Below are 22,333 nucleotides of genomic sequence, written 5' to 3'. Positions count from 1 at the left end.
CGGATTCCGACGTGCCTGGTAACGCATTGTCATTGGTCGGGGCCGGACCGAATGAGGTTGACCATGAAACATGGCGTAACGACACGTGCGGCACACCGACGCCGGATGGCGTCGGGGCTGCTGGCGCCTGGCGTGCTGGGACTTGCCGCGCTGCTTGCCGCCCCCTGGTCGAACCCCGGGGCGCCGACGACGACGGCCACGGCCCTGACTGCTGCAGCCTCGACCGCCTGTTACGACATGGTGAGCATCGCAGTGGCCGGGCGCAACGACGCGCCGCACGCGGGCACGCACCAGATGCTGGTGGCGCCCGACGGCACGCCTCTCCCGGCGGCTCTGTCCAGCGAGTACAGCAGCGACTGGGTCGATCCGGTGGTCAACGCACCCGGTCAGGCCGTCGGCGAGGGTTCCTACGCCGCCGTCTACATCGACTATCCGGCGAACATGTCGTCGTATGAGGACGCGGTGAATGTCGGTGTCGACAACACCGAAACCGTGATGCGCACGATCGCCGCCTCCTGCCCGGACACGAAGTTCGCCATCGTCGGCTACAGCGAGGGCGCCGATGTGGCGCGCCGGGTCGCGATGGAAGTCGGCAACCAGGAAGTCGGCGAGGACGGCTACGACATCGTCGACCCGGCATCCGTGGTCGGCGTGGTGATCCTGGCGGATGCCGGACGTGAAGTCGGCGGGGGCCCCTTCCCCGGCGCCGAGAACGAATTCCGCAATCCCGACGGATTCGATCTCGCCTACCAATCCGGCGGCAACAGCGCTCCGGGGCGGGGCGCCCTCCCGGGCACATCCGGCGGATTCGGCGCACTGGACGGCAAAGTGGCGTCCTTCTGTTCGGAAGGAGATCTGACCTGCTCCGCGCCGGACAACATCGCCCTGCTGCAGCTCGCCGTCAACGTGGGCAGACAACTGAACGTCGATGCGCTCGAACGCGAAGGGCTGACCATCGCGACAGCACAGGACATGGCGACGGTCCTCGGACAGATCGCCCTCGCCGCGTTTGCCGACATCCAGTCGCAGGAGAACTGGATGCAGTCGGACGAGACGTTCCTCGACGTTCTCATCAAGGTGTCGGACCCCGCCTACAAGCCCGGTACCCCAGTGGCACAGTCGAATACACCCGCCGGACCGCTCTCGCCGAACCAGTCAATCGATCTGGTCTACCTGCCTGCCAAGGTTCGCAACGAGATCATCGGATTCATCGCGAACAACGAGAACACCGTCGCCGTGGTGATGAGCGATCCCTATCAGCAGACCCTCGGTCCAGGAACAGGTCATCACTTCGACTATTGGCGCGACGCCGACCCCGCGGGCGGAAAGCCGTTGACCTCTTCGCAATACGCCGCCGCCTGGCTGACTCATCTGGCCCGGGAAGCAGAGAAGGGACAGCCGGCGGCCACCGCCGCCGACGCGTCCGCAACCGCTCTCGTCGCGTCGTCCGCCTCGACAGCGGACCCGAGCGACACCGCGTCGACTACCTCGACGACGTCCACCGCGACGAAAGAGCTTCTGTCTTCGACTGATTCGTCCACCGTGCCGACGACGACATCGTCGGCCGACCCCACCGCCGCTCCCGTGGCACCCACGGCGGCAGTGGTCGCGCCCGACACGTCGGCCGCGTTCTCGGAGGAGCCGTCACCGTCCGCGGCGATGACAGCCACCGACACCCCGTCCACCCAGCAAGAGGTCCCGACGACGGTAGAGGTGGCCGAACCGGAAACGACGACGATCCCGACCACCACGACCGTCCCACCGTCGCCGGTGCAATAGAGAAACTGCCGCTCAGCGCCGGGCGAGAGCGCGGTCGGCGAGGGCACCGACGACGGGAGCGAGGTTCTGGGCGTGCCCGAGCGTCAGATGGTTGTCGTCGCGGTACACCAGGTCGTTGCCGACGATCACCGGACAGCGGTCGGGGGTGCAGAAGAGCGAGGTGAGGTCGGCGTACTGACCCCCGCCGGCCGCGGTCGCCGCCGCCTCGGCCGCGATACCGGCGGAGTTCACCGCGGCACCGTGCGGCGGCGAGCAGGCCGTGGCGTCGTCGAGGTGGCCGGACAGACAGGTCGGCACGGTGGACCGCGGATCGGGGATCGGGCCGAGAACCAGAACGGCCGCGCCGGTGGACCGCAATTGCGCCACCATGCGGGTCACGCCGTCGATCCAGGCCGGGTCGTAGGTGGTGAATCCGAAGTCGCCGCCGTACCGCCGGGACATGCTCACCACAATCAACTGCGGACGCTCGGCCTGTAACCGGGCGGTCACCTCGCCGCGCCACTGCTCGCACTCGGAGTACGCCCGGCCGAGATACGGACTGGTGATGGGAAGCTCCATCAAGGGACAGGTGACCTTGCCCATCGTCGTGAGCCGCCAGTGTCGCTGCTCGGCGACCGGCTCGAACGCCGGGTGCCACATCGCAGCATGCGAGTCACCGACGAGGGCCACCGTGGTAACCGAAGCAGGATCACCCGACACGCAGTCCTCCAGACCGACCTCGAGCCAGGAGCGCACGCAGCCATTGTTGAAAACCGCCGGCTTGTCGGCCGGGGCGTCGGCGAGCGACGGGGTCAGATTGGACGGGACGGCGCGCAGCTCGGCCGAGTGCGCGACCGCGGCCGCCACCTGTGCGGTCACTTGCTGCACCGCCGCGTCGTGCGGGTCGACGGTGGGGACCGCCGTGACCTCCGGCGCGGTGACCGTGAGCGCCTCGGCCGCAGCACCCTGGCCCACCGGCATAGGTCGCAATATCAGCAGTACGAGCGCCGCGCAGACGGCGAGCGCGGTGACGGCGCCGCCGAGAGCCAGGCTGCGCGTGTCCGACCGACGCAGTGGAGCAGCGAACCGTGCGGGGTTCTCGATGAGTCGCAGCGTGAGGACGGCGAGGCCGCCGGACAGCGCGACCGCCGCGAGCCGGTCGAAGAGGCTCAGGGAATGGCCGAGCAGGGGCGGCAAGAGCAGCAGCACGGGCCAGTGCCAGAGGTACCAGGAGTACGACACCCGGCCTATCGCCCGCATCGGGGCAAGCGAGAGTCCGCGGCCGGCGCCCAGTCGGGGTTCGGCGCAGCCGGCGCCGATCACCAGCACCGTGCCGAGCACGGGCAGCAGTGCGGCGGTCCCGGGGTAGGGCGTCGTCTCGTCCAGCGCGAAACAGCCCAGAAGAATCAGGACCAGTCCCGCCCACCCGGCGACGGCAGCGGGAAGCGCCGGCAACCGGAGCCACAACGGGACGGACAACGCGACCAGCCCGCCGGCGGCCAGTTCCCACGCCCGCGAGGGCAGGGAGAAGTACGCCCACGGCGGCAGCGTGCTCGTCCAGGCCATCGAAATCGCGAACGACACGGCCGTCACGAGTGTGAGACCGAATAGAAACGGCCACACGGAGGGTGCAGTCTCGCCGTCGGCACGCCTTCGCGCGCGCCGAACCAGCCAGACCGTGCCGATGATCAGGGCAGGCCACAACAGGTAGAACTGTTCTTCCACGCCGAGTGACCAATAATGCTGAAACGGCGACGGAGGTGTATCGGCGGACAGGTAGTCGGTGCCCTGCAGGGCGAGCCGGTAGTTGCCGACGTAGAGCGCGCTGGCTATCCCGTCACCCAGAACGGCCCGGGCCTGCAGCGGTGGCAGGAGCATGGCCGCACCGACCGCGGTGACCACCAGCACGGTGACACCGGCGGGCAGCAGCCGCCTGGCCCGCGCCGCGTAGAACCGGGCGAGCCGCACATTCCCGGTGGCGGTCACGTCCCGCCACAGCAGCCCGGTGATGAGGAAGCCGGAGACGACGAAGAACACATCGACGCCCACGAATCCGCCGTCGAGGCCGGGAACGCCCGCGTGGAACAACACGACTGCCAGCACTGCGACGGCCCGCAAGCCTTCGATGTCGGTGCGGAACCCGGTGCCGGGTGCTCGCCGATTGTCTGGACGCTCCGGCGCTCCACGATCGGGGCGATGACGACCGGCTCCGCGCCGCCGTTCCGGAGTCTCGACGATATTCACTCGACCATCGGTCCTCTCCCGAAGCCAGCCGCGGATTCCTGTGGCACCCGTCATATTGCCAACGATGCGGCAGGGTACCCGACAGCCACGCCGCGTCAGCCTGCAGCATGTCCGCACTCGACGTCACCGAGTGGGCGATCTTCCCGATCGTGATCCAGGTCATTGTGATCTTGGACCTGCTCGAGTAACCCTGTGCCCTTCGATATCGACTGCGAAAACGAAGGTGATCCGATGAGCGGCCATTCCGAACTGTCATTCGCGCTCGATCTCACGCTCGACGAAGCACGACGGCGTACCGCGGTGCTGGAGGCGATCGGGGACGACTGGAACCCTGTCGCCGTCCTCGCGGAAGAAGAGCGCGCCTACGACCTGCTGTATTCGGGTCTCGACGCCGAGCAGCAGCGCATCTACGACGAACTGGTGGCGGCGGGTGTGCTCCCGGATCGGACGGTAGGCCGCGTCACCGATTGATCCGTCTTATTCCTGCGTCGCAGCAGTAGGTCGCGACTACTGCGCGCGGCCGTCGTACCTCTCACGAGCCGTGGTCACGTCGTCCATGTTGTGTTCCGCCCACTGTTTGACCGCTCTGAGGATCGGCAGTAGCGACCTACCGAGTTCGGTGAGCTCGTAGTCGACGCGGACGGGCACCGCCGCAGTCACTTCGCGTGCGACGAGACCGTCCCGTTCGAGCGCTCGAAGCGTCTGGGTCAGCATCTTCTGACTGACCCCGGCGAGTTCGCGCGCCAGTTCGGAGTACCTTCGCGAACCCTCACCCAGCGCGACGAGAATGAGCGACACCCACTTGTCGCTGATGCGGTCGAGGAGCTGACGACTCGGGCAGTTCGCCAGATACACGTCATACTCTTGCTTTGCCGCATGTCGCGCTTGTCCTGCGGTTGTCGTCGCCATCGGGCGCCCCTTTTGCTTCGTTACGCACTTTCAGGTGCCTACTTCCCAACGGAGAGTAGTCAGGCGATTCTGAACCGGCAACAGCGACTACCGAAGGGGAGCACCATGCGAGCAATCGTGACAACCGGGGCCGAGGACGTGAAGACCATCGAGGTGGCAGTGCCGGAGGCGGGACCCGGGGAAGTCCGAATCGAACTCCGCGCGGCGGCGGTCAATCCGGTGGACTCTCAGACCAGGCAAGGCATCTATCACCGGCTCGGATGGATAGATCAGCCCGAGGGCGCGGGCCTGGGCTGGGATGCGGCCGGGATCGTGGACGCGCTGGGTGATGGCGTGGTGGGACCCGCCGTCGGCACGAGGGTCGTCGCCCTGCACGACCGGTTGGATGCGCCGCTCCGCGCCTTCGCGGACTATGTCGTCGTTCCGGCCACTGCGGTGGCCCGCATTCCGGATGGCCTGAATTTCGCCGGGGCGGCAACGCTGCCCCTCAACCTGTCGACCGCAGATCAGGCACTCGATCTCCTCGGTGACCCCGCGGGCAGAACGCTGCTGGTGACCGGCGCGGCCGGTGGAGTGGGCGGGTTCGCCGTCCCGCTCGCGGTCGAGAGGGGATGGACGGTCAGCGCACTCGGCCGCCCCACCGACACCGACTTTCTGCGGTCCGCGGTGCGGTACAGGTTCTCGGCGAAATTCCGCCGACCCGGTTCGACGCCGTGTTCGATACCGCGGTACTCGGAGACGCGGCGGTTTCCGCGGTGGACGACGGCGGAACCTATGTGGGCGTCGTGCCGCCGGCAAAGCCCGGGGCCGCGCGCGGCGTCGACGTTCAGGCCGTGATGGTCCACCACGACGGTGCCAGGCTCGAGAAATTGCTCAGCTCTGTCGCACGCACGGGACGCGAGAGCGCCCCGCTCGCGGTACGGATCGCCGGAACTTATCCGCTCGAGAAGGCGAATGAGGCGTTGGCGGCCCTCGATGCGGGCGGCTCGCGTGGACGCTGGGTGCTCACCTTCGAACGCTGATTCCCGAACCCCCTTCACATCGCCGATGATGGACTGCGACATCTCGTCGAGAGGAGGCAATCATGACCGTGTCGATGCAGTCGTTCCTCGACGAGCTCGCCGACATCGTCGGTGCGTCCCACGTGCTCACCGATCCCGGCGTGGTTGCCGGATATGTCACCGACTGGACCGGGCACTGGCATGGGAACACCACCGCCGTGGTCCGGCCCGCCGACACCGGGCAGGTTTCGGCGGTTCTCGCCCTCTGCTCCCGCGCCGGCGTCGCCGTGGTTCCCCAGGGCGGCAACACCGGTCTGGTCGGTGGGTCGATCCCGATGGACGGGGAGGTGGTGCTCAGCACTACCCGGCTTTCCGTCATCGAACACGTCGACCCGATCGGCCGCACCATTGCCGCGGGAGCGGGTGTGACCATTGCCCGCGCCCGCGACGCGGCCCGCGAACACGGAGTGGAGCTCGGTGTGGACCTTGCCTCCCGCGAATCGGCAACCCTCGGCGGGATCGTCGCGACCAACGCCGGGGGCATCCGGGTCATCAAGAACGGCGACACCAGGTCTCAGCTGCTCGGCATCGAGGCGGTGCTGTCCGACGGGCGCGTTCTGACCCGATGGAAAGAGCTGACGAAAGACAACGTGGGGTACGGCCTGCCCGGCCTTCTCGCCGGCTCCGAGGGCACACTCGCCGTGATTACTCGCGTCCTGATGCGACTCGTACTACCCCCGAGCGCAACTCGGGTCGCTTTCGTCGCAGTCGGTTCGGTGGGTGACGCACTGATGGTGGTGGATCACCTCGAGCGCGCCGGGCTGACGCTCGACGCCGCGGAGCTGATGACGAGGTCGGGTATCGACCTGGTCTGCGAACATCAGCAACTCCGGCGACCCCTTTCGGCCGACGCACCGTTCTGTGTCCTGGTGGAGGTGTCCGGTCGCGAGGACGCGGAGACCACACTCCTCGAGGTTCTCGACGACAGCCATGAAGTCGTGCTCGACGCCGTCGTGGAGGAAGGACCGGCGCACAGGCTGTGGCAATACAGGGAGAGCCACACCGAGTCGGTGGGCGCCGCTTCGTCCACGCCACCCGTGAAGTTGGACATTTCGACGCCGCTGCGCGACATCGAGGCCTTCCTGAACGAGCTGACCACCGGCCTCGATCGACGCTTCCCCGGAGTGCGGGCGATCTGTTTCGGGCACGTGGCCGACGGCAACATCCACGTCAATCTTCTCGACGCCGCGCCTGAACAGCGGGACACTCTGTCCGACTTCGTTTTTCATCTCGTCACCGACCACAACGGGAGCATCAGCGCCGAACACGGTGTCGGGCGGGCCAAGGCCCCCTGGATGACACTCGGACGAAGTGCGGTCGACCTCGACATCATGCGGTCGATACGGGCAGCGCTGGACCCCGCCGGGATCCTGAACCCCCACATCCTTCCCGCACGCAGGCCGTGAGATCGAACAACTACGGACCTTCCTGGTCGGCAAGATCGTCGAGAACGGCCGAAAGCCGGCGCATCGCTGCGAGCGCATCACGTAACTTGTCGGGTCCCATGGCCTCGGCCAGGCGAGCGGCGAAGGCAGCGTGCGCGGGGTCGATGCCGGTCACCGCTGCACGTCCCGCCGGCGTGGGAGTAATGAGCTTGGCTCGTCGATGAGCGGGATTCGGCTGATACTCGGCGAGTCCACGATCGACGAGCAGGTCGGCGATCCTCTGCACGCTCTGGCGCGTGATGCCCATTTCCCGTGCGACGCCGGCAACCGTCAGCGGCTGGTTCAGTACGGCGCCGAGAACCTGCCACCACGCGGCCGTGAGCCCCGCCGGACGTGCCAATTCCTCGGCCACAGCGAGAAACTGACCGTTGAGCCGGAACGTTGCGAGGGCTGCCCCGCTGAGCAGTTCCTGTTCGGGCCGCTCACTCATACGGCCATGAGTTCATAGAATCCGGCCGGATCGCGGTGGCCGTAGAGCTTGAACCAGGACGCGAGAACGCTGGGCTCGAATACATCCAGCCGAGCGAGGATTTCGCGTGCGAACTCTACCGGCGCAGTGGCACTGGCGGTAATGAGATCGCGATCCGTGACGGCCGGCTCATCACGGTAGAGACTTCCACCGGCGTATCCGACACCCTCGAGGAATTCGGCGGCGTTGCTGGTGTGCTCACGATCGTCGAGCAACCCGGCGAGTGCGAGGCCCCCTGTTGCACCGCAGATCGCCGCCACCGGAACCCCGGCGGCGAGGAATTCGCGCGCTTTCTCGGCGAAGGGCGCGAACTGCTCGGTGGGCCAGATGTCGTTACCCGCGAGAATCAGCATCGCACTGTCCTGCGGCCGAATCTTGTCCAACGCGGTGTCCGGGACTACGCGCATGCCGCCCATCGTGGTGATCGGATCCAGGGTGGACCCAACCGTACTGACGGCGTAGCGACCGGGCTGCTTGTGCCAGGTGGGCTTGTTTATGTGGGCGATCGCATGACCTACCTCCCAGTCGGCGAAGGTGTCGTATACCGCGACGTGCACTGTTTCAGTCATGACAGAATGCTGTCATTATGACAGCATTCTGTCAATAGTGGCGATCGACTGCGGCTCCGCGGGCCGATAAATCACTGGCTTCGGTTTGAGCGGACGTGATGTAGTGCGGTCATGCCAACCTCCATTCGCCGGATGACGACGACGGACGTCGACCGTGCCGCGACCGTCCTCGGTGACGCGTTCGCCGACTACCCATGGACCAACTGGTGCGTCGCCGCGGACTCACACCAGCAGCGTGTGACCGAGCTTCAGCGCCTGTATCTCGGGCACATGGCGCTGCCACACGGTCTCGCGTACATCGACGAAGAGCACAACGGTGTCGTAGCGTTCATCCCGCCGGACCTGCCCGACCCGGAAGAATCGCTCGTAGCGAAGATCGTCGAACTCCATGGGGATCGTTTCGAGCACGCCGCCCAAGCGGAACAGCGTTTGTCCGCGATGGACGTTCCGGGCAACGCCTGGTGCTTGGCGACCGCCGGAGTATCCCGTGCAGCGCGAGGTCGAGGACTGGGCGGTGACCTTCTGAAAGTCGGACTGGCCGAACTCGACCGACGCAACGCGGCATGTTGGCTCGATACCTCGACACACCGGAACCTGCCGCTGTACGAACGTCACAACTTCGCTGTCGCCGACCATGTCGTCCTCGACGACGGACTCGAGGTGTGGAGAATGCACCGGCCCGCGATCTGAGGAAGATCAGTCCCGGTTCGGTGCCAACGGGTCTGTGCTCCGCGTGCGATAGAAGACCATGGACAGAGCAATGACCGCTTCGAGGGCTGCGGTGAGAAGAGCTGCTGCCATGGGCAGGGACAGTGCATGCCCGACCGCCGTCGGGTTCGCGGCACGGGTCATGTGGCCGTGGTGGCCGCTCACGGACGGACCGAAGTCCACTGTATGCAGCGCGATCATGCCGACGTTCATGATCGCGACCCATCCCCAGTCGCGGGAGTTATCTCTCATCCACAAGTGTCGGGCGCAGTGGAGGCATCCGAGCAGCATGCCAACCGTAAGCAACACCATCAGTGGTGACGCCCGATGGTCGCCGAGTGCAGCGATATGCAGCCCTGAAGAAAACAGCGCAAGCACCACGGCCACCCGCCGCCACCAGAAATTGGCGGGGCGGGCGGTCGTCAGCGCGGCAGCGATGATCACAGCTCAGCCTTCACAGCAATGCTTCGACGTACTCGCCGGCACGTTCAGCGCCGGGTTGCGGTCGAAGAAGCCCACCGGCTTAAGCTTGAACCCGGCGTAGTCGACCGGCATGACCGGCCAGTCCTCGGGCCGGGGGAAGTGCGTGAGCCCGAACGTGTGCCACAGCACCAGGTCTTGCCCCTCGATGTCCCGGTTGCCTGCCACGAACGTCGGCAGGCCGGCCTGGCCGGGGTGCTGGTTGACGAAGTCGCCTGCGGGATAACGCTCGGACTCGTCGTATTGCGTGACCCATAGATGCTTGGTTGCGAACGCGGCGCGGGAGGCAATCGAACTGGACGGGTCTGCCAGGAGCACCGGCTGGCCTTCGGGGTGCAGCGCGTACCCGACGTCCTGCCCCAGGCGGTTCTGCTTGGTGGGATTGGTGATGTGCCAGACCCGGGCCTTGAGGTTGTCGGCGGTGCGTTGCCCCTCGGATTCGGTGGTCAGCTTGGTCTTCTGGCAGCGGAAGGCATTGCCCCACGGGTTCTCCGGGCCCACCGGGACGGGGACAGCATCCACTTCCTCGACGGTGTTCACGTTGCCGTCGACGGCCATGTCGAGCCGGGCGGAGAAGAGGTGCTGGTGGAACGGGGCGCCGAGCCCGGGTGCCATCTGGGTGGAGAATCCGTCGGCACCGCGGTAGGCGGACGTGAAGACGATTCCGGTGGCCTTCGCCTCGAGTTCGATGGTGCCGTCGAGGTAGAGGTACCAGTAGAACCCGTAGTCGTAGTTGCCGATCGTGAGGAAGAACGAGATGACGAGGCGTCGTGAGCGGCGGGTCTCGGTCATTCCGTTGAACATGTCCGTGTGCTTCCACAGGACGCCGTAATCCTCCTCGTGAAGGCAGATCGCGTTCTTCATGACGCGCGGGTCACCGGACTCGTCGGCGATCGTGACGTCGAAGTACTGGATCTCACCGAGGCAGTCGCAGCCGAGTTCGAGCGAGTTGGTGTACCGGCCGAACAGGTACTCGCCCTGGTCGAAGTAGTTCTGCCAGTACCGGACCGGGGAGGGATCGGCGTAGGGAACCACCATCTCGGCGATCGAGGCACGATAGATCACGGGACGTTCCACTCCCCCGTCGTCGAACGAGAGCTGGTGCAGCGTCAGGCCCTCACGCACATCGAAACCGAAGCGGAACTTCCAGTCGGCCCACGTGATCTCGTTGCCGTCGACGGAGAAGCTGGCGCCCTCGGGCTGGGTGATCTCGATCGGCTTGAGGTCGGTGCGGGTGGGTGTGGCGTGCGGTTCGGCGTTCCATTCGCCGCGCTCGGCGGGGACGGGAAGCTCGATCTCGTCGACCACCTTCGCGACGCGGCGCTCGGTGAGGTCGACGTACGCCACGACCCCGTCGATGGGGTGCGCCCACGGCAGGTCCGCCTTGTCCTCCTGGTGGAAGGCAAGGACGCGGACGATGCGGTGCCCGACCTCGTCCTCGTGACCGAACACGCCGGCCGACAAGGGAACTGCCCGGACCTTCGACGGCTCGATGCCGCGCTTCGCCATCGCCGCGAGCCAGTCGGTGCTGCCGAGCAGGAACGCCTCGATGTCCTCGAACTCCTCGTCGAGGATCGGCACGTGGCCGTCGGTGGCGGAATCGACAGTGGCCCTGCTGATCACGCGGTTCTCCGTCACCGACACGACGAGGTCGGTGCCGATGCCGGTGGAGCGATCGAGCAGCAGGATCCGGGCGCGTCGCTCGATCGGGTCGCCGGGCGTGAATGCGAGGACCGTCGACTTGTGCGGCTCGGCGAGCGCGACGAAGACGAAGCGCACGTTCTCGCCGATCAGTCCCTCGTCGGTGAGGAGTGCTTTCGCCGAACGGATCTCGTCCGCCGACAACGGGGTGAGCGGATGGTCCGGGGCGGCGGAACCGACGGTGGCCGGGGTCTCGGTGGTGGCGGTACTCATCGTGCGATCTCCTTGTCGATGATGGTGTCGTTCGTGTCTTGCTGCGGTAGAGCGGTGTCGATATGCTGCGACGCAGCGGTGTCGATGTGCTGCGACGCAGCGGTGTCATGCCGTGCGGCGTGAGGTCGGAGCACAGCGACGGCCGCTCCGCCGGCGAAGGTTCCTATGAGCAGGACCCCGATGACGGCGGCGAGAGTGCCCGACCCGCCGACGAGAAGGGGAAGGTTGGCGACGGTCATGATCAGAAGCCCGGCCAGGCCGACGAGCCCGAGCAGTGGTGCGATCACGGTGTTCCACACCCGCCGGTCCACGCGGGTCCGGCCGAAGTAGACGAGGACGGCCACGGAGGTCAGCGTCATCAGTGCGACGATGCCGACCGAGGACACACCGGCGAACCACGCGAACACCTCGGTCACCGGGTCGAGTCCGGCAACGGCGGACGCGACGATCAGGACGAGAGCGGACGCGGTCTGCACGACCGACGCGATGTACGGCGACGCGTGCTTGACGTGCGAGCGGCCGCATCCCGCCGGCAGGGCCGCACTGTTCCCGAGGGAGAAGATGTACCGGGAGAGCACGTTGTGGAAGGACAGCAGGGCGGCGAACAGGCTCGTGATCAGGAAGATCTGGACCAGGTCGCCGGCGATCGCGCCCACGTAGCGGGTGGCGGTCTCGGTGATCATCCCCTCCGGATTCTCGGTCGAGATGGCCACGGCACCCTCGTCGCCCCACGCGCTGACCATCGCCCAACTCGACAGTGCGTAGAAGCCGCCGATCACCAGCAACGCCAGGTAAGTGGCCCGGGGAATGGTGCGGCCCGGGTCGCGGGCCTCGTCCCGGAAGACGGCGGTGGCCTCGAAGCCGATGTACCCGGCGATGGCGAAGATCAGTGCGATGCCGGGTGCTCCGGAGAAGAACTCGGCGGGGTGGAACGCCGCCGTCGAGAATCCCTCGTCACCGCCGCCCCGGACGATGACGGCGGCGTCGATGACGAGGACGATTCCGACCTCGCAGACGAGCAGAACGCCGAGCACCTTGCCGGACAGGTCGATGTGCCGGTATCCGAGGATGGCGACCACGGCCGTCACGGCCAGCGCCCACACGTACCAGGGAAGTTCGGGCCCGCCGTGAGCGGTGACGAAATCGTTGACGGCGGCTCCGATGTATCCGTACACCGCGCCCTGGACTGCCGTGTAGGACAGCAACGCGAGGAATGCGGAGCCGAGACCGGCATGCCGGCCCAGTCCCTGCGTGATGTAGGTGTAGAACGCGCCGGCGCCGGGGAGGTGCTTGGCCATCGCCGTGAATCCGACGGCGAAGAACAGCAATACCACCGTGCAGACGATGTAGGACGCTGGATAGGCGGCGCCGTTGCCCGCTGCGATGCCCAGAGGGACCGTTCCGGCGATCACGGTCAACGGGGCCGCTGCTGCGACGACCATGAACACGATGGCACCCGGACCGAGGGTGCCTGCCAGTCTGCGAGGGGTGCCGTCGCTGACCGCACTCGAGTGCGTGGGAGCGTTGGTTGTCATGGATTCCTTCGACTTTCACGAGGAGAGGGTCTGCGTGGATGCTCCGCGGTGAGCTCTGGGACGAGCATGCGACTGCGGGTTGTCGGCGCAGTTGCCGAAGCGTCACAGTCCGTCGACAGCAAATGAGAACGCACGCAGGACGATTCTCATTCGGGTCGGGTCGAGGAATCTAGAGGGCGATGTTGACAGACTTGCTCTGGGTGTATTCGGCGATGGCGCCTTCACCGAGTTCGCGGCCCCACCCGGACTGCTTGTAACCACCGAACGGAAGCGCCGTGTCGAACGCATTGTGGCAATTCACCCACACCGTGCCCGCCTTGATCTCGGCGGCCACCTCGTGGGCGCGGGACACGTCCCGGGTCCATACGCTGGCGGCAAGGCCGTAGGGGGTGTCGTTGGCGGCCGCGCGGACGCCTTCCTCCCGGCTGAACGGCACCGCCACCGCGACGGGGCCGAAGATTTCCTCCTGGTACACGCTGAAGTTCCGGTTCACGTCGACCAGCAGGGTGGGCTCGACGTAGAACCCGGTGTCGCCGTGCCGCTGCCCACCCGAGAGCGCGCGGGCACCGTCGGCGAGTCCGGCGTCGATGTATCCGGTGACCTTGCCCAACTGCTCCTGGGAGATCAGCGGGCCGATGTCGTTGGTGGGGTCGAGTCCCGGTCCGATCTTCTGCGACTTCGCGAAATCGGCGACGCCGGACGTGAATTCGTCGAATATCCGGTCCTCGACGAGCAGGCGCGTTCCCGCCGTGCAGGCCTGGCCGTGGTTGAACAGGAACCCGCTGGCCACGCCGGGAATCGCAGCCTCGAGGTCGGCGTCGGAGAAGATCACCTGCGGGCTCTTGCCACCGAGTTCGAGGGACACCTTCTTCAGGTTCCCCGACGCAGCATTGACGATCTTCTTTCCGACCTCGGTCGAACCGGTGAACGCGACCTTGTCGACGTCGTCGTGGCTCGACAGGGCCGCGCCGATGTCACCGAAACCGGTAAGCACGTTGAACACGCCGTCGGGGACCCCGGCCTCGGCGATCACCTCGGCGAGGAGCAGCGCGGTGAGCGGTGTCTGCTCCGCGGGCTTGAGGATCATGGTGTTCGAGCAGGTCAGTGCCGGTGCCACCTTGAACGCGGCCATCACCAACGGGAAGTTCCAGGGGATGATCTGCGCGCACACGCCGACCGGTTCGCGGGTGGTGAAGGCGTGGAATCGGGCTCCGGGCGCCCACGGCACCGACACGGGGATGGTGCGGCCTTCGATCTTGGTGGCCCAGCCTGCGTAGTAGAAGAAGATCTCCGCGGCCCACGTCACGTCGACGGCCTTCGCGACCGCCACGGACTTGCCGTTGTCGATCGACTCGAGCTGCGCGAACTGATCGGCCCGGGCCAGAATCCCCTCACCGATCTTCCAGAGGATCCGCTGACGTTCCGCGGGAGTGAGCGAGCGCCACGGCCCGGACTCGAAGGCCCGCCGGGCCGCCGCTACCGCCCGGTCCACGTCTTCGATTCCGGCGTGCGGCACTGTCGTGATCACCTGTCCGGTGGCGGGATCGACCGTCTCGAACGTCATGCCCGACGCCGAGTCCACCCATCGGCCGTCGACGAACATGCGCTTCGGTGACGAAACGAAGTCGACGACCCGGGGGTCGAGTCCGGCTGGGGTGTGAACGACTGCAGTCATCATGTCCTCTTCGATGGGGTGAATGAATCAGTGAATGAATCCGGCTTCTGCAGAACACTTTTGGCAGTAGTTATCGCTTCGTCGTGCTGCGGCCCGAACCCACGATAAGCCCCGAATGTGTCGTCAGTCACTACTAAATCCGGATGGGAATCAGCGACTGCGGCATTCTCATTCGACATTTTCGGCCACGGCTGCGCCGATTCTCATTCCGGCTTTTCGGGTCGGTGCAGCTGATCCACGGTATGTGCCGACGCGGCCCCCGGAATCGGGAGCACATTCTCCGGCCATTCTCATTCGAGGTGATCGAAAATTAATTCCGATCGGAGCATCGCGCTCGTCTCCTGCGCTAGCGTGCACTCATGCAGCCCCGGGTTGATCACTCGCTCGGGGCCGGCCGGAAAGTGTAGAGAGCAGGTGCATGGTGTCCGGTACACCGAGAATCAGAAGTAGATCACCGGTCGCCGGTCTCGAGCGGGCGCGTCTGAGTTTCGTCCAGGTGCTCGGGCAGTCCGTTTCCGCGGTGGCACCGTCAGCTGTGATGGTCACGCTGCCTGCTCTCGTCATACCCGACGCGGGCCGGGCGACCATTGCGGTGTTCGTCGCGGCGGCGATTCTGATGACGGCGGTCGGCTACTGCATCGGACAGTTCGCCACCCGGATGGTGGCCGTCAGCGGTCTCTACAGCTACATCGTGAAGGGACTCGGGGCGGTGCCCGGTTTCGGCGGAGGCTGGTCACTGCTCGTCGGTTACGCGGCCGCGGCCATGGCGAGCACGCTCGGTGCCGCGAGTTACCTCGCCGCGCTACTCGGCCGAGTCGGGCTTCCAGCGGGGTCGCCCCTCATCGCGGTCCTCGCGGCGATCGTCGGACTACTCGCCCTTCTCCTCATGGTCCGGGGCGTGCAATTGTCGGCGCGGATCATGCTCGCCATCGAGGTCTTCGCGATCGTGGCCGCCTCCGCCGCGTTGGTGGTCGCGTTCGTGCAATCGGTCCGCGAGGGCGCGACCCCATCCGCGGGCGGCGCGAAATCAGGTTCCGCGGTCGGGTTCGCCTTACTGCTCGCGATCACGTCGTTCGTCGGATTCGAAAGCGCGGGCACGGTGGCGCGGGAAGCCCGCAACCCGTTCGTCGCCGTTCCCCGCGCCATCCGGTGGACACCGATCGCCCTGGGTATTTTGTACGTGTTCGCGGCCGCCCTGCAGTTGCCGGAGCCGGTGCGGCAGGGAGTCGACTCGCTGCCGATCGTCCTCACGTTGCCCGACACCTCGGGCGCAGGTTCGTCGACGCTGTCGATCGTCATGGAACTCGGTATCAGCGCCTCGTGGTTCGCGTGCGTCCTCGGTTCGACGACGGCGCTGTCGCGCACCCTGTTCGCGATGGGCCGCGAAGGGGTGGTTCCGAACGTGTTCGGCCGGACGCACCACCGGTTCCATACTCCGCATGTGGCGTTGACGGCCACGATGCCGGTCGTCGTCGCGGTGCCCGTCTTCTACCTGTTCGTCAGCGGTTCGAGCCGCGACGTCCTGATCGGACTCCTCGCCGTGTCCGCCCACGGCTACGTCCTCGCGTACGTCCTGCTGTGTGTCGCGACGCCGGCGTTCCTCCGGCGGATCGGCGAACTGACTCGACTTCCCGTGCTCGTCGGCGTGCTGACGGCGACCGCGATGGTCGCACTGGTCGGGTGGGCGGCGTTCTCGCGGACATATGTCGCGGGCGCGGCGACCGTCGTCTACCTGTTTCTGATGCTTGTCGGCGCCGCGGTCTTCGCGATCCGCGCGCGTCGGTCCCCCGGAATCGAAGAACGGATGGGTGTGTACGACGAGGCCGTGGCCGAAGACCTGCTGGGGCGGTACCGACCGTGGGAGGTCCGCCGATGAGTGCCGACGACAGAGCCCTGTCGGGGCGTCAGCCGAAGGCCGTCACCAGCGCACTGCGGGTGCTCGAGGAGGTGGCCCGGGCCGGCTCGGGTGTCACAGCGAAAGACATCGCCGCCCGCCTGTCGATGCCGTCGGCGACGACGTACCGACTGCTCAACATCCTCGTGGGCGAAGGTTATGTGGTGCGGCTCCCCGACCTGTCCGGGTTCGCGCTCGGACAGAAGGTCGGGATCCTCGTCGACGCGGCCGTCGTGCCCACCGTATGTGCGGCGGCGCGTGAGGCTCTCGCCGAACTGCGACTGTCGGTGCGCTTCGGGGTCCACCTGTTCTTCTACACCAACGTCGCCGTCCGCACGGCCGACGCCGACCCCGAATACCCGCCGCCGGAGGACGAGTCGTTTCTCAACCAGCACCTTTACGCGTGCGCGGTCGGCAAGCTCCTCCTCGCGGAGAAGTCGGAACTCGAATCCGTGATTCCCCGTTGGGAGCCACGGTCGCTGACAGCCCGTACGATCGTCGCGAGGAGCGAGCTGCTCGCGAATCTGGACCTGATCCGGAGCCAGGGCTTCGCCACCCAACTCGCCGAACTCCGGGACGCGTCGGCCTGCATCGCCGTCCCCATCCGATCCGATACGGGCGCGCTCATAGCGAGCATCGCGCTGTCCGGGCACGTCGATCACCACCACCTGATGCTGAGGCACGTCCCGACGCTGCAGGAACAGGCCGGCCGGCTCGGACAGTTCATCGCCTGACCCGGATGGAAATTCGTTCAGGTGCGGGCGGACCCGTTCTTGCCGGCGGCTCGCTCGCGAACCGTAGCGACGGCGTCGCGGATCGGGGTGCGCTGTGTTCGGCCGTGACCCGGAATGAGCAGATCCGCGTCGAGGGTGGCCAGGGCGTCGAGCGACGCAAGGGCCTCCTCCTGGGAGTGATGGAACATCGGGAGCAGCAGCTGCGGACCCACTGTGCGGGAAGTGGGGTGCCCCGTCACGAGGCTGTCCCCGGTCGCCACCGCGCCGACGGACGGTAGGTAGTACGACGTGTGCCCGGACGTGTGGCCGGTGGTTGCCACCGGGAGAGGGGTGCCGGGAAGGTCGAGAGCACCCGCGGCGGGGAACTCGGCGGCATGGGGCACGGTGACGTGACGTGTCGCGCCCGCCCGGGCGATGCGCAGGGACCACCGCAACATTCCGGGCCGCCAGATGTTCTTGACGACGTCCATCTCACCCGCCTGTTCGAGGTACTCCCGCTTGGCGTGTGATGTCTCCACCGCGGACATGTACACGGGTGTTCCGTACTTGTCGCGGAAGTGGTTGATCGCTCCGATGTGATCGATGTGCGCGTGTGTCAGGAGGATTGCGCGAACATCCTCCGGCCGGCGACCGATGGAACGAATGGATTCTTCCACGGCAGGAACGTCGGCGGGGTAACCCGCGTCGATCAGCGTCAGGTCCGTGCCCTCTCGCAACAGGACCCAATTGACGTCGGTACCGGTCACACAGAACACATTCTGTTCGACCTCGACCACAGTAGGACTCGGCACAGGATCCCCCTCAGCACGTCGCGACCTTCCACGCTAGCAGCCGACGAACACCCCATCACGGCTCGACTTCCGCCTCCGCGTCGGAAGTGACTGCTGCCTTACGCAGGTACAGATCGCGGAGCAAAGCGATCTCGGCGCCGTGATGGATGACTTCCCGGTTCACGTGCAACACGAGGGCCGCCATCGAACGATCCGCGAACGGCCCCTCACTGGGACCACAGGGACGGGCAAGGGCATCATCTGTCAGGCTCGCGACTCCTCGCACCCACAAGTCGTACATCTCGTCGAGTTGGTCGAGCGCCTCCGCAGCCGTACCGGCGTAGTCGAAGCTCTGGTAGTCGACCGGACGACCCCCGAAGTGACTGCCGATACGAGCTCCGAAGACGCCGACGATGATGTGGCCGAGACGCCACGCGATGGTGGTGACCGGTGGCGGATCAGGTGCAGGAAAGGCGAATTCGATCGTGAAGGCTCCGCTGCCGGCCTGCACGGGCGCGTGCGAAGTACCGCGCGGGCGCACACTCCAGCAGTCGGGTACCGGCTCCCAGAAGTATTCGTCGTCACTCAGCCCCGCCAGCCTGCTTCGCAACTGCTGCTGCCAGTGCCAGCTCAGCTGATCACCCAGTTCGTACGACGAGTCGAGTGAGTGCATCGGAATGCTCAGTTCTCCTGTGCTAGTTCCACATCCGGGAACTCGACGGTCACACCCTCCGCCATCGGTGGGGCCTCTCCGGCTTCGGCGTGCCGGAAGAAGGTCGGGACACCGAGCGCTGCCCGCAGGGTGTAGCGCCCCGGATCCGGGACCGAGAAGTTGTTGGCATAGTGGTAGAAGGTGCTGTAATAGAAATTCAGCGGCTTCGTCTCCACCACTCGACCGTCGGCGGCCACCACCTCGAGCGTGATCGGCACATTCGGCACGATCCGGCCGGTTGCTGCCTCGAACGGGATGATCTCGATGTGGTGCGTTTCTCCGGGCGCCGGCTCACGGAAACGCTGACCGGGACCGTCCGCCTCGTACCACGGCTCGGCCGGCTCGACGATGTACGCCACCCGCCACGCCCCGGAATCCGTCTCACCACCCTCGGCGGCGATCTCTTCCTCGAGGGTCTCGTACTGCTCTGCCACGCCGGCCGGCACGGCCTCCGCTGCGGCTGAGGCGCTCGGACCAGCAGTCGCATCGGCGGAGTCGGTGCCGCTGTCACCGCAGGCAGAAGCGAGCGTCACTGCGCCGACGGCAGCAAGGGTCATGAACGTGCGAGGCATCCGTCCCATCGGGTCCTCCTCAGGGCACCGTAGCGGAACAAGGCAAGGCTAAGTTAGCACCCGCCATGAGTCGGATTGGGCGGAATGCTCAATCCCCCTCGTGGGATCCGTTCGGTGTCGCCGAGAACGGTTACCTCGGGTTACGAAGTGTGTGTTCGCCTGTCGATGTCTTTGTCGACGGCGGTGGCGATGTCGTGGACGAGCCGGGAGTGCCAGTGTTTGTGTGCCTCGAGGTTGGCGGTGAGGGCGTGGCAGTCGGGGCACTCCGAGGAGGCGGGACCGGATTCGGCTGTATTTTCCATGGCGCTGCGCTTTCTGAGAGAAATCGATGCTCTTCCACCGTGGCACGGGCGGGACTGATAGTCCACGGCCGCAGCTGATGCGCTAGACGACCCGCTCCAACGCGCGCACGTCGGCATCCAGCTTCCTGTACAACCAGTACACCGCGACGAATGCCAACCCGGAGGCCGCGCACAAACCGAGGACCGAATCGCGCACGAGCGGAAGCTCCGCGGGTTCGAGGGTGCTGAATCCGGCCAACACCCCGACGAGGGGCACCGATGCCGTCACTGCCAGATAGACAGTCGTTCTCCGACGCAGCCCGTGTAGCACGACGGCGTCGTGCGCGGTCGTGACGCCGTGGCGCAGATAGATGGGATAAACACAGCGGACGACGTAAAACGTCGACAGAAAGAAGGTGTACGCAACGGAGATGGTGCCCGACACCAGAACAGTCGTCGCCGCATGGACCATCAGCCGGGCCGGAAGGTCGGTGAACCAGCGAAGAAGCATCACCCCCGCCACCGAGGCGCAGATGGCGAACACGAACGTGTTCAGCGCACACAAGTCACCCCAGACGAGTGTTCGCGACCGCACTCGCTCGAGGACGGCCTCGTCGTAGCGTCTGCCCTTACGCAAGCCGCGAGGAACCGCGAGCAAATCGCGTGACATGTACGCGTAGATGAGTACGGCAAGCGGCCAGGCACAGAGGTTGAAAATCACAGTGCTCGTGTAGAGCTTCGAATAGGTGGCATCGGACAGGCGATCGTCGAGCAGTTCCTGGAGGTGCACAGCCAGATAGATCGTCGCCAGGCCGATTCCGACCAGCGAAGACGACCACAGGACGGGAGTGGGCCATCGCGAAAGGCGTGCCCGCCAACTGTTCGGAGGCGGATAGACCAGGTCGCGGGACCTCTCCTCCAGGCACAGGTCGAGTTGCTGTGCCAATTCCGAACCGCACGGGTAGCGGTCCTCACGATCGGGCGACAGACACTTCAGAAGCACTCTGCGGAGCGCCACGGGGCAGTCCGGCGGAAGCTCCGACAGGAACCTCGACTCGACGGGCCTGCGCCGCAGTTCCAGCATGCGGGCGAGGGACGTCTCCGACTCACCGGCGGACGTCGCGTCGGCGAATGGGCGGCGTCCCGTCAGCAACTCCCACAACATCACGGCGAGCGCGAAGATGTCACTTCGTGTGTCGAGGTCGGCGGCGGTCGCCGGCGAGCCCGGATGGCAAGCTTCGAGCTGTTCGGGCGACATGTACGCCAACGACCCGCCGAAGTACGCCAGCGGACTTGTGCCCTTGATGCGTTTGCTGGAACTGACATTGAAGTCGGCCAACTTCGGGATCCCCTCGGCGCTCAGCAGCACGTTCGCCGGTTTGATGTCTCGGTGCAATACCCCTCGTTCCGATGCATGCTGAAGCGCGTCCGCGAGTCGACGGCCCAACCAGGCGACTGTTTCCGGCCACGTCAGTGAGGCAGCCCGGCCGCGAACGGCAGATTCGCTGGGCCGAACCTCGCCCTTGGCGGCAAGGACCCCGTCGACGGCATCGAGCAGTAATTGACCACTGCGGTGCTCCGGAGGAGTCGCGCGTAGTAGATGCACGACGTCGAGCAGCGTTCCCCCCGGGAGATACTGCATGTAGAGGAGCTTCAATTCGCCGTCCGCAATGAGTCGCTGGTCGAAGATCCGCACGATGTATTCGTGATCCAGCTGGGCGAGAGTTTGCGGCTCGATGCCGTGGTTGTGGGAAATCTTGACCGCAACCAGTCGCTGCATCGATTGCTGCCGAGCGAGATACACCTGCGCGAAGGCGCCTGCCCCGATCCTCATCAGGAGGTCGAAGTCGTCGACGCGGTCGCCGACGTCGATGTTGCCGAGAACAACTTGCGCCCGTGGACGAGCGATCATCGTGCTGCGGTAGTCACTCGTGTACTCGTCGAGCTCAGGGTTTCCCGCCATGGTGGCGGCCTCAGCGGCCATGGTGGCCGCGTCCACTCCGTGCGAACTTCGGCGGAGGGCGTGGAATTCTTCGTAGACCAGCTCGGCAGGAAGCGGACCATCTTGCAGCTCCGCGAACTCCGCGCGGTAGTCGGTCAGTCGTTTGGGGAAGTCGTGCCGGACCCAGCGGTATTCGAGGTCGATCTTGATCAATTCGATCAGTATCGATCGCCGTTCGGCCGGTTCACGGGGTAAGTAGGCGGACAGGTCAGGTGGGGACCCGGACCCCCAAGCCTCCGAAAATTGTGCCACCACGGTGGCAAGCGCTGTGCGGGTTCGTTCAGCTGATTCGACCAGATCGGTCGGCTCGTACATCGGTAGCTCGGAGTGCCGCTCGAGGCCATCACACAGCGGCTACGCGCGCTGTGGCCTTATTTCGTTGTCGCCCCACATTGTGTCCTTCCGCCGAGTCTCCCGTTCAAGGGTATCGCTCCGATACGAGCGTATGGGCGCAAAAAGGGGATCGACCGCGTTCGAGTATTTGTCGGCAACTGCTCCGATGCGGCACCAGAGCCGCCCGCTACGAGGCACGATAGATCAAGGCGTGGGCACTGCTGACACAGTCTCCGCCGTCGACCACCGACGGCGATCGTGAGGGTTG

20 protein-coding genes and 1 pseudogene are annotated in these 22,333 nt (G+C 66.1%); 8 read left to right on the top strand and 13 right to left on the bottom strand.

The window, feature by feature from the left end:
- Nucleotides 1–63: 63 nt before the first annotated feature.
- Nucleotides 64–1,779, top strand: a complete 1,716-nt coding sequence (locus tag L1080_RS27655; protein WP_250766876.1) for a cutinase family protein — start codon at nt 64–66, stop codon at nt 1,777–1,779.
- Between the two features lie 12 nt (nt 1,780–1,791).
- Here L1080_RS27655 and L1080_RS27650 read toward each other — a convergent pair whose 3' ends face one another.
- Nucleotides 1,792–4,002 (bottom strand): acyltransferase family protein, encoded by a 2,211-nt coding sequence (locus tag L1080_RS27650; protein WP_250766873.1) that lies wholly within the window; start codon nt 4,000–4,002, stop codon nt 1,792–1,794.
- Between the two features lie 231 nt (nt 4,003–4,233).
- Here L1080_RS27650 and L1080_RS27645 point away from each other — a divergent pair, with 231 nt between their 5' ends.
- On the top strand, nt 4,234–4,473 hold the full coding sequence (locus tag L1080_RS27645) for a DUF6400 family protein (protein WP_250766870.1): 240 nt from the start codon (nt 4,234–4,236) through the stop codon (nt 4,471–4,473).
- A 36-nt stretch (nt 4,474–4,509) separates the two neighbouring features.
- Here the strand turns inward: L1080_RS27645 and L1080_RS27640 are convergent, their stop codons facing one another.
- Complete coding sequence (locus L1080_RS27640) at nt 4,510–4,911, bottom strand: winged helix-turn-helix transcriptional regulator (RefSeq protein WP_250766867.1); 402 nt, start codon at nt 4,909–4,911, stop codon at nt 4,510–4,512.
- On the opposite strand from L1080_RS27640, the pseudogene L1080_RS27635 reads away from it, so the two are divergent.
- From L1080_RS27635 to L1080_RS27625, 3 genes and pseudogenes are all read left to right on the top strand, one after another.
- Nucleotides 4,879–5,352 (top strand): annotated as a pseudogene (locus tag L1080_RS27635) (alcohol dehydrogenase catalytic domain-containing protein); the annotation flags it as partial. The gene L1080_RS27640 and the pseudogene L1080_RS27635 overlap by 33 nt on opposite strands.
- A gap of 170 nt (nt 5,353–5,522) precedes the next feature.
- The gene (locus tag L1080_RS27630; protein ID WP_250766860.1) at nt 5,523–5,933 is read left to right on the top strand and encodes a zinc-binding dehydrogenase; all 411 of its coding nucleotides are present in this window, start codon (nt 5,523–5,525) and stop codon (nt 5,931–5,933) included.
- 62 nt (nt 5,934–5,995) lie between these two features.
- Nucleotides 5,996–7,378: an FAD-binding oxidoreductase gene (locus L1080_RS27625; protein WP_374432810.1), complete on the top strand. Its 1,383-nt coding sequence runs from the start codon at nt 5,996–5,998 to the stop codon at nt 7,376–7,378.
- A gap of 10 nt (nt 7,379–7,388) precedes the next feature.
- Here L1080_RS27625 and L1080_RS27620 read toward each other — a convergent pair whose 3' ends face one another.
- A complete protein-coding gene (locus tag L1080_RS27620) occupies nt 7,389–7,847 on the bottom strand; it encodes a MarR family winged helix-turn-helix transcriptional regulator (protein ID WP_159922966.1) in 459 nt (152 codons plus the stop codon).
- Nucleotides 7,844–8,455 carry a type 1 glutamine amidotransferase family protein gene (locus L1080_RS27615; RefSeq protein WP_250766857.1) on the bottom strand — a complete coding sequence of 204 codons (612 nt, stop codon included), beginning with the start codon at nt 8,453–8,455 and terminating at the stop codon, nt 7,844–7,846. The genes L1080_RS27620 and L1080_RS27615 overlap by 4 nt, the downstream gene beginning before the upstream one ends.
- Before the next feature lie 111 nt (nt 8,456–8,566).
- On the opposite strand from L1080_RS27615, the gene L1080_RS27610 reads away from it, so the two are divergent.
- Nucleotides 8,567–9,145, top strand: a complete 579-nt coding sequence (locus L1080_RS27610) for a GNAT family N-acetyltransferase (protein WP_250766853.1) — start codon at nt 8,567–8,569, stop codon at nt 9,143–9,145.
- 6 nt (nt 9,146–9,151) lie between these two features.
- Here L1080_RS27610 and L1080_RS27605 read toward each other — a convergent pair whose 3' ends face one another.
- The 4 genes from L1080_RS27605 to L1080_RS27590 all read right to left on the bottom strand — a co-directional run bounded on the left by L1080_RS27605 (nt 9,152) and on the right by L1080_RS27590 (nt 14,767).
- A complete protein-coding gene (locus tag L1080_RS27605; protein ID WP_250766850.1) occupies nt 9,152–9,607 on the bottom strand; it encodes a hypothetical protein in 456 nt (151 codons plus the stop codon).
- Between the two features lie 3 nt (nt 9,608–9,610).
- On the bottom strand, nt 9,611–11,557 hold the full coding sequence (locus L1080_RS27600) for a primary-amine oxidase (RefSeq protein ID WP_250766847.1): 1,947 nt from the start codon (nt 11,555–11,557) through the stop codon (nt 9,611–9,613).
- Nucleotides 11,554–13,092: an APC family permease gene (locus tag L1080_RS27595; RefSeq protein ID WP_250766844.1), complete on the bottom strand. Its 1,539-nt coding sequence runs from the start codon at nt 13,090–13,092 to the stop codon at nt 11,554–11,556. Before L1080_RS27595 ends, L1080_RS27600 begins: the two co-directional genes overlap by 4 nt.
- A gap of 169 nt (nt 13,093–13,261) precedes the next feature.
- Nucleotides 13,262–14,767 carry an aldehyde dehydrogenase family protein gene (locus tag L1080_RS27590; RefSeq protein WP_250766841.1) on the bottom strand — a complete coding sequence of 502 codons (1,506 nt, stop codon included), beginning with the start codon at nt 14,765–14,767 and terminating at the stop codon, nt 13,262–13,264.
- A gap of 418 nt (nt 14,768–15,185) precedes the next feature.
- Here L1080_RS27590 and L1080_RS27585 point away from each other — a divergent pair, with 418 nt between their 5' ends.
- Nucleotides 15,186–16,643 carry an APC family permease gene (locus tag L1080_RS27585; RefSeq protein WP_250766838.1) on the top strand — a complete coding sequence of 486 codons (1,458 nt, stop codon included), beginning with the start codon at nt 15,186–15,188 and terminating at the stop codon, nt 16,641–16,643.
- Entirely contained in the window at nt 16,640–17,395 is a 756-nt protein-coding gene (locus L1080_RS27580) for an IclR family transcriptional regulator (RefSeq protein ID WP_250766836.1), read from the top strand. Before L1080_RS27585 ends, L1080_RS27580 begins: the two co-directional genes overlap by 4 nt.
- A 17-nt stretch (nt 17,396–17,412) precedes the next feature.
- Here the strand turns inward: L1080_RS27580 and L1080_RS27575 are convergent, their stop codons facing one another.
- From L1080_RS27575 to L1080_RS27555, 5 genes are all read right to left on the bottom strand, one after another.
- On the bottom strand, nt 17,413–18,186 hold the full coding sequence (locus L1080_RS27575; RefSeq protein ID WP_250766833.1) for an MBL fold metallo-hydrolase: 774 nt from the start codon (nt 18,184–18,186) through the stop codon (nt 17,413–17,415).
- Between the two features lie 55 nt (nt 18,187–18,241).
- Nucleotides 18,242–18,838, bottom strand: a complete 597-nt coding sequence (locus L1080_RS27570; protein ID WP_250766824.1) for a DinB family protein — start codon at nt 18,836–18,838, stop codon at nt 18,242–18,244.
- An 8-nt stretch (nt 18,839–18,846) separates the two neighbouring features.
- A complete protein-coding gene (locus L1080_RS27565; protein WP_250766821.1) occupies nt 18,847–19,458 on the bottom strand; it encodes a hypothetical protein in 612 nt (203 codons plus the stop codon).
- 131 nt (nt 19,459–19,589) lie between these two features.
- A complete protein-coding gene (locus L1080_RS27560) occupies nt 19,590–19,751 on the bottom strand; it encodes a hypothetical protein (RefSeq protein ID WP_250766818.1) in 162 nt (53 codons plus the stop codon).
- An 82-nt stretch (nt 19,752–19,833) separates the two neighbouring features.
- Nucleotides 19,834–22,047, bottom strand: coding sequence for a protein kinase domain-containing protein (locus L1080_RS27555; RefSeq protein WP_250766815.1), 2,214 nt, complete (start codon nt 22,045–22,047; stop codon nt 19,834–19,836).
- Between the last annotated feature and the right edge of the window lie 286 nt (nt 22,048–22,333).

Origin of the sequence: Rhodococcus sp. MSC1_016 (assembly GCF_023667485.2) — a bacterium.
Taxonomy (GTDB): Bacteria; Actinomycetota; Actinomycetes; order Mycobacteriales; family Mycobacteriaceae; genus Rhodococcus_F; species Rhodococcus_F oxybenzonivorans.
This window is presented reverse-complemented; position numbering and strand designations above follow the sequence as displayed.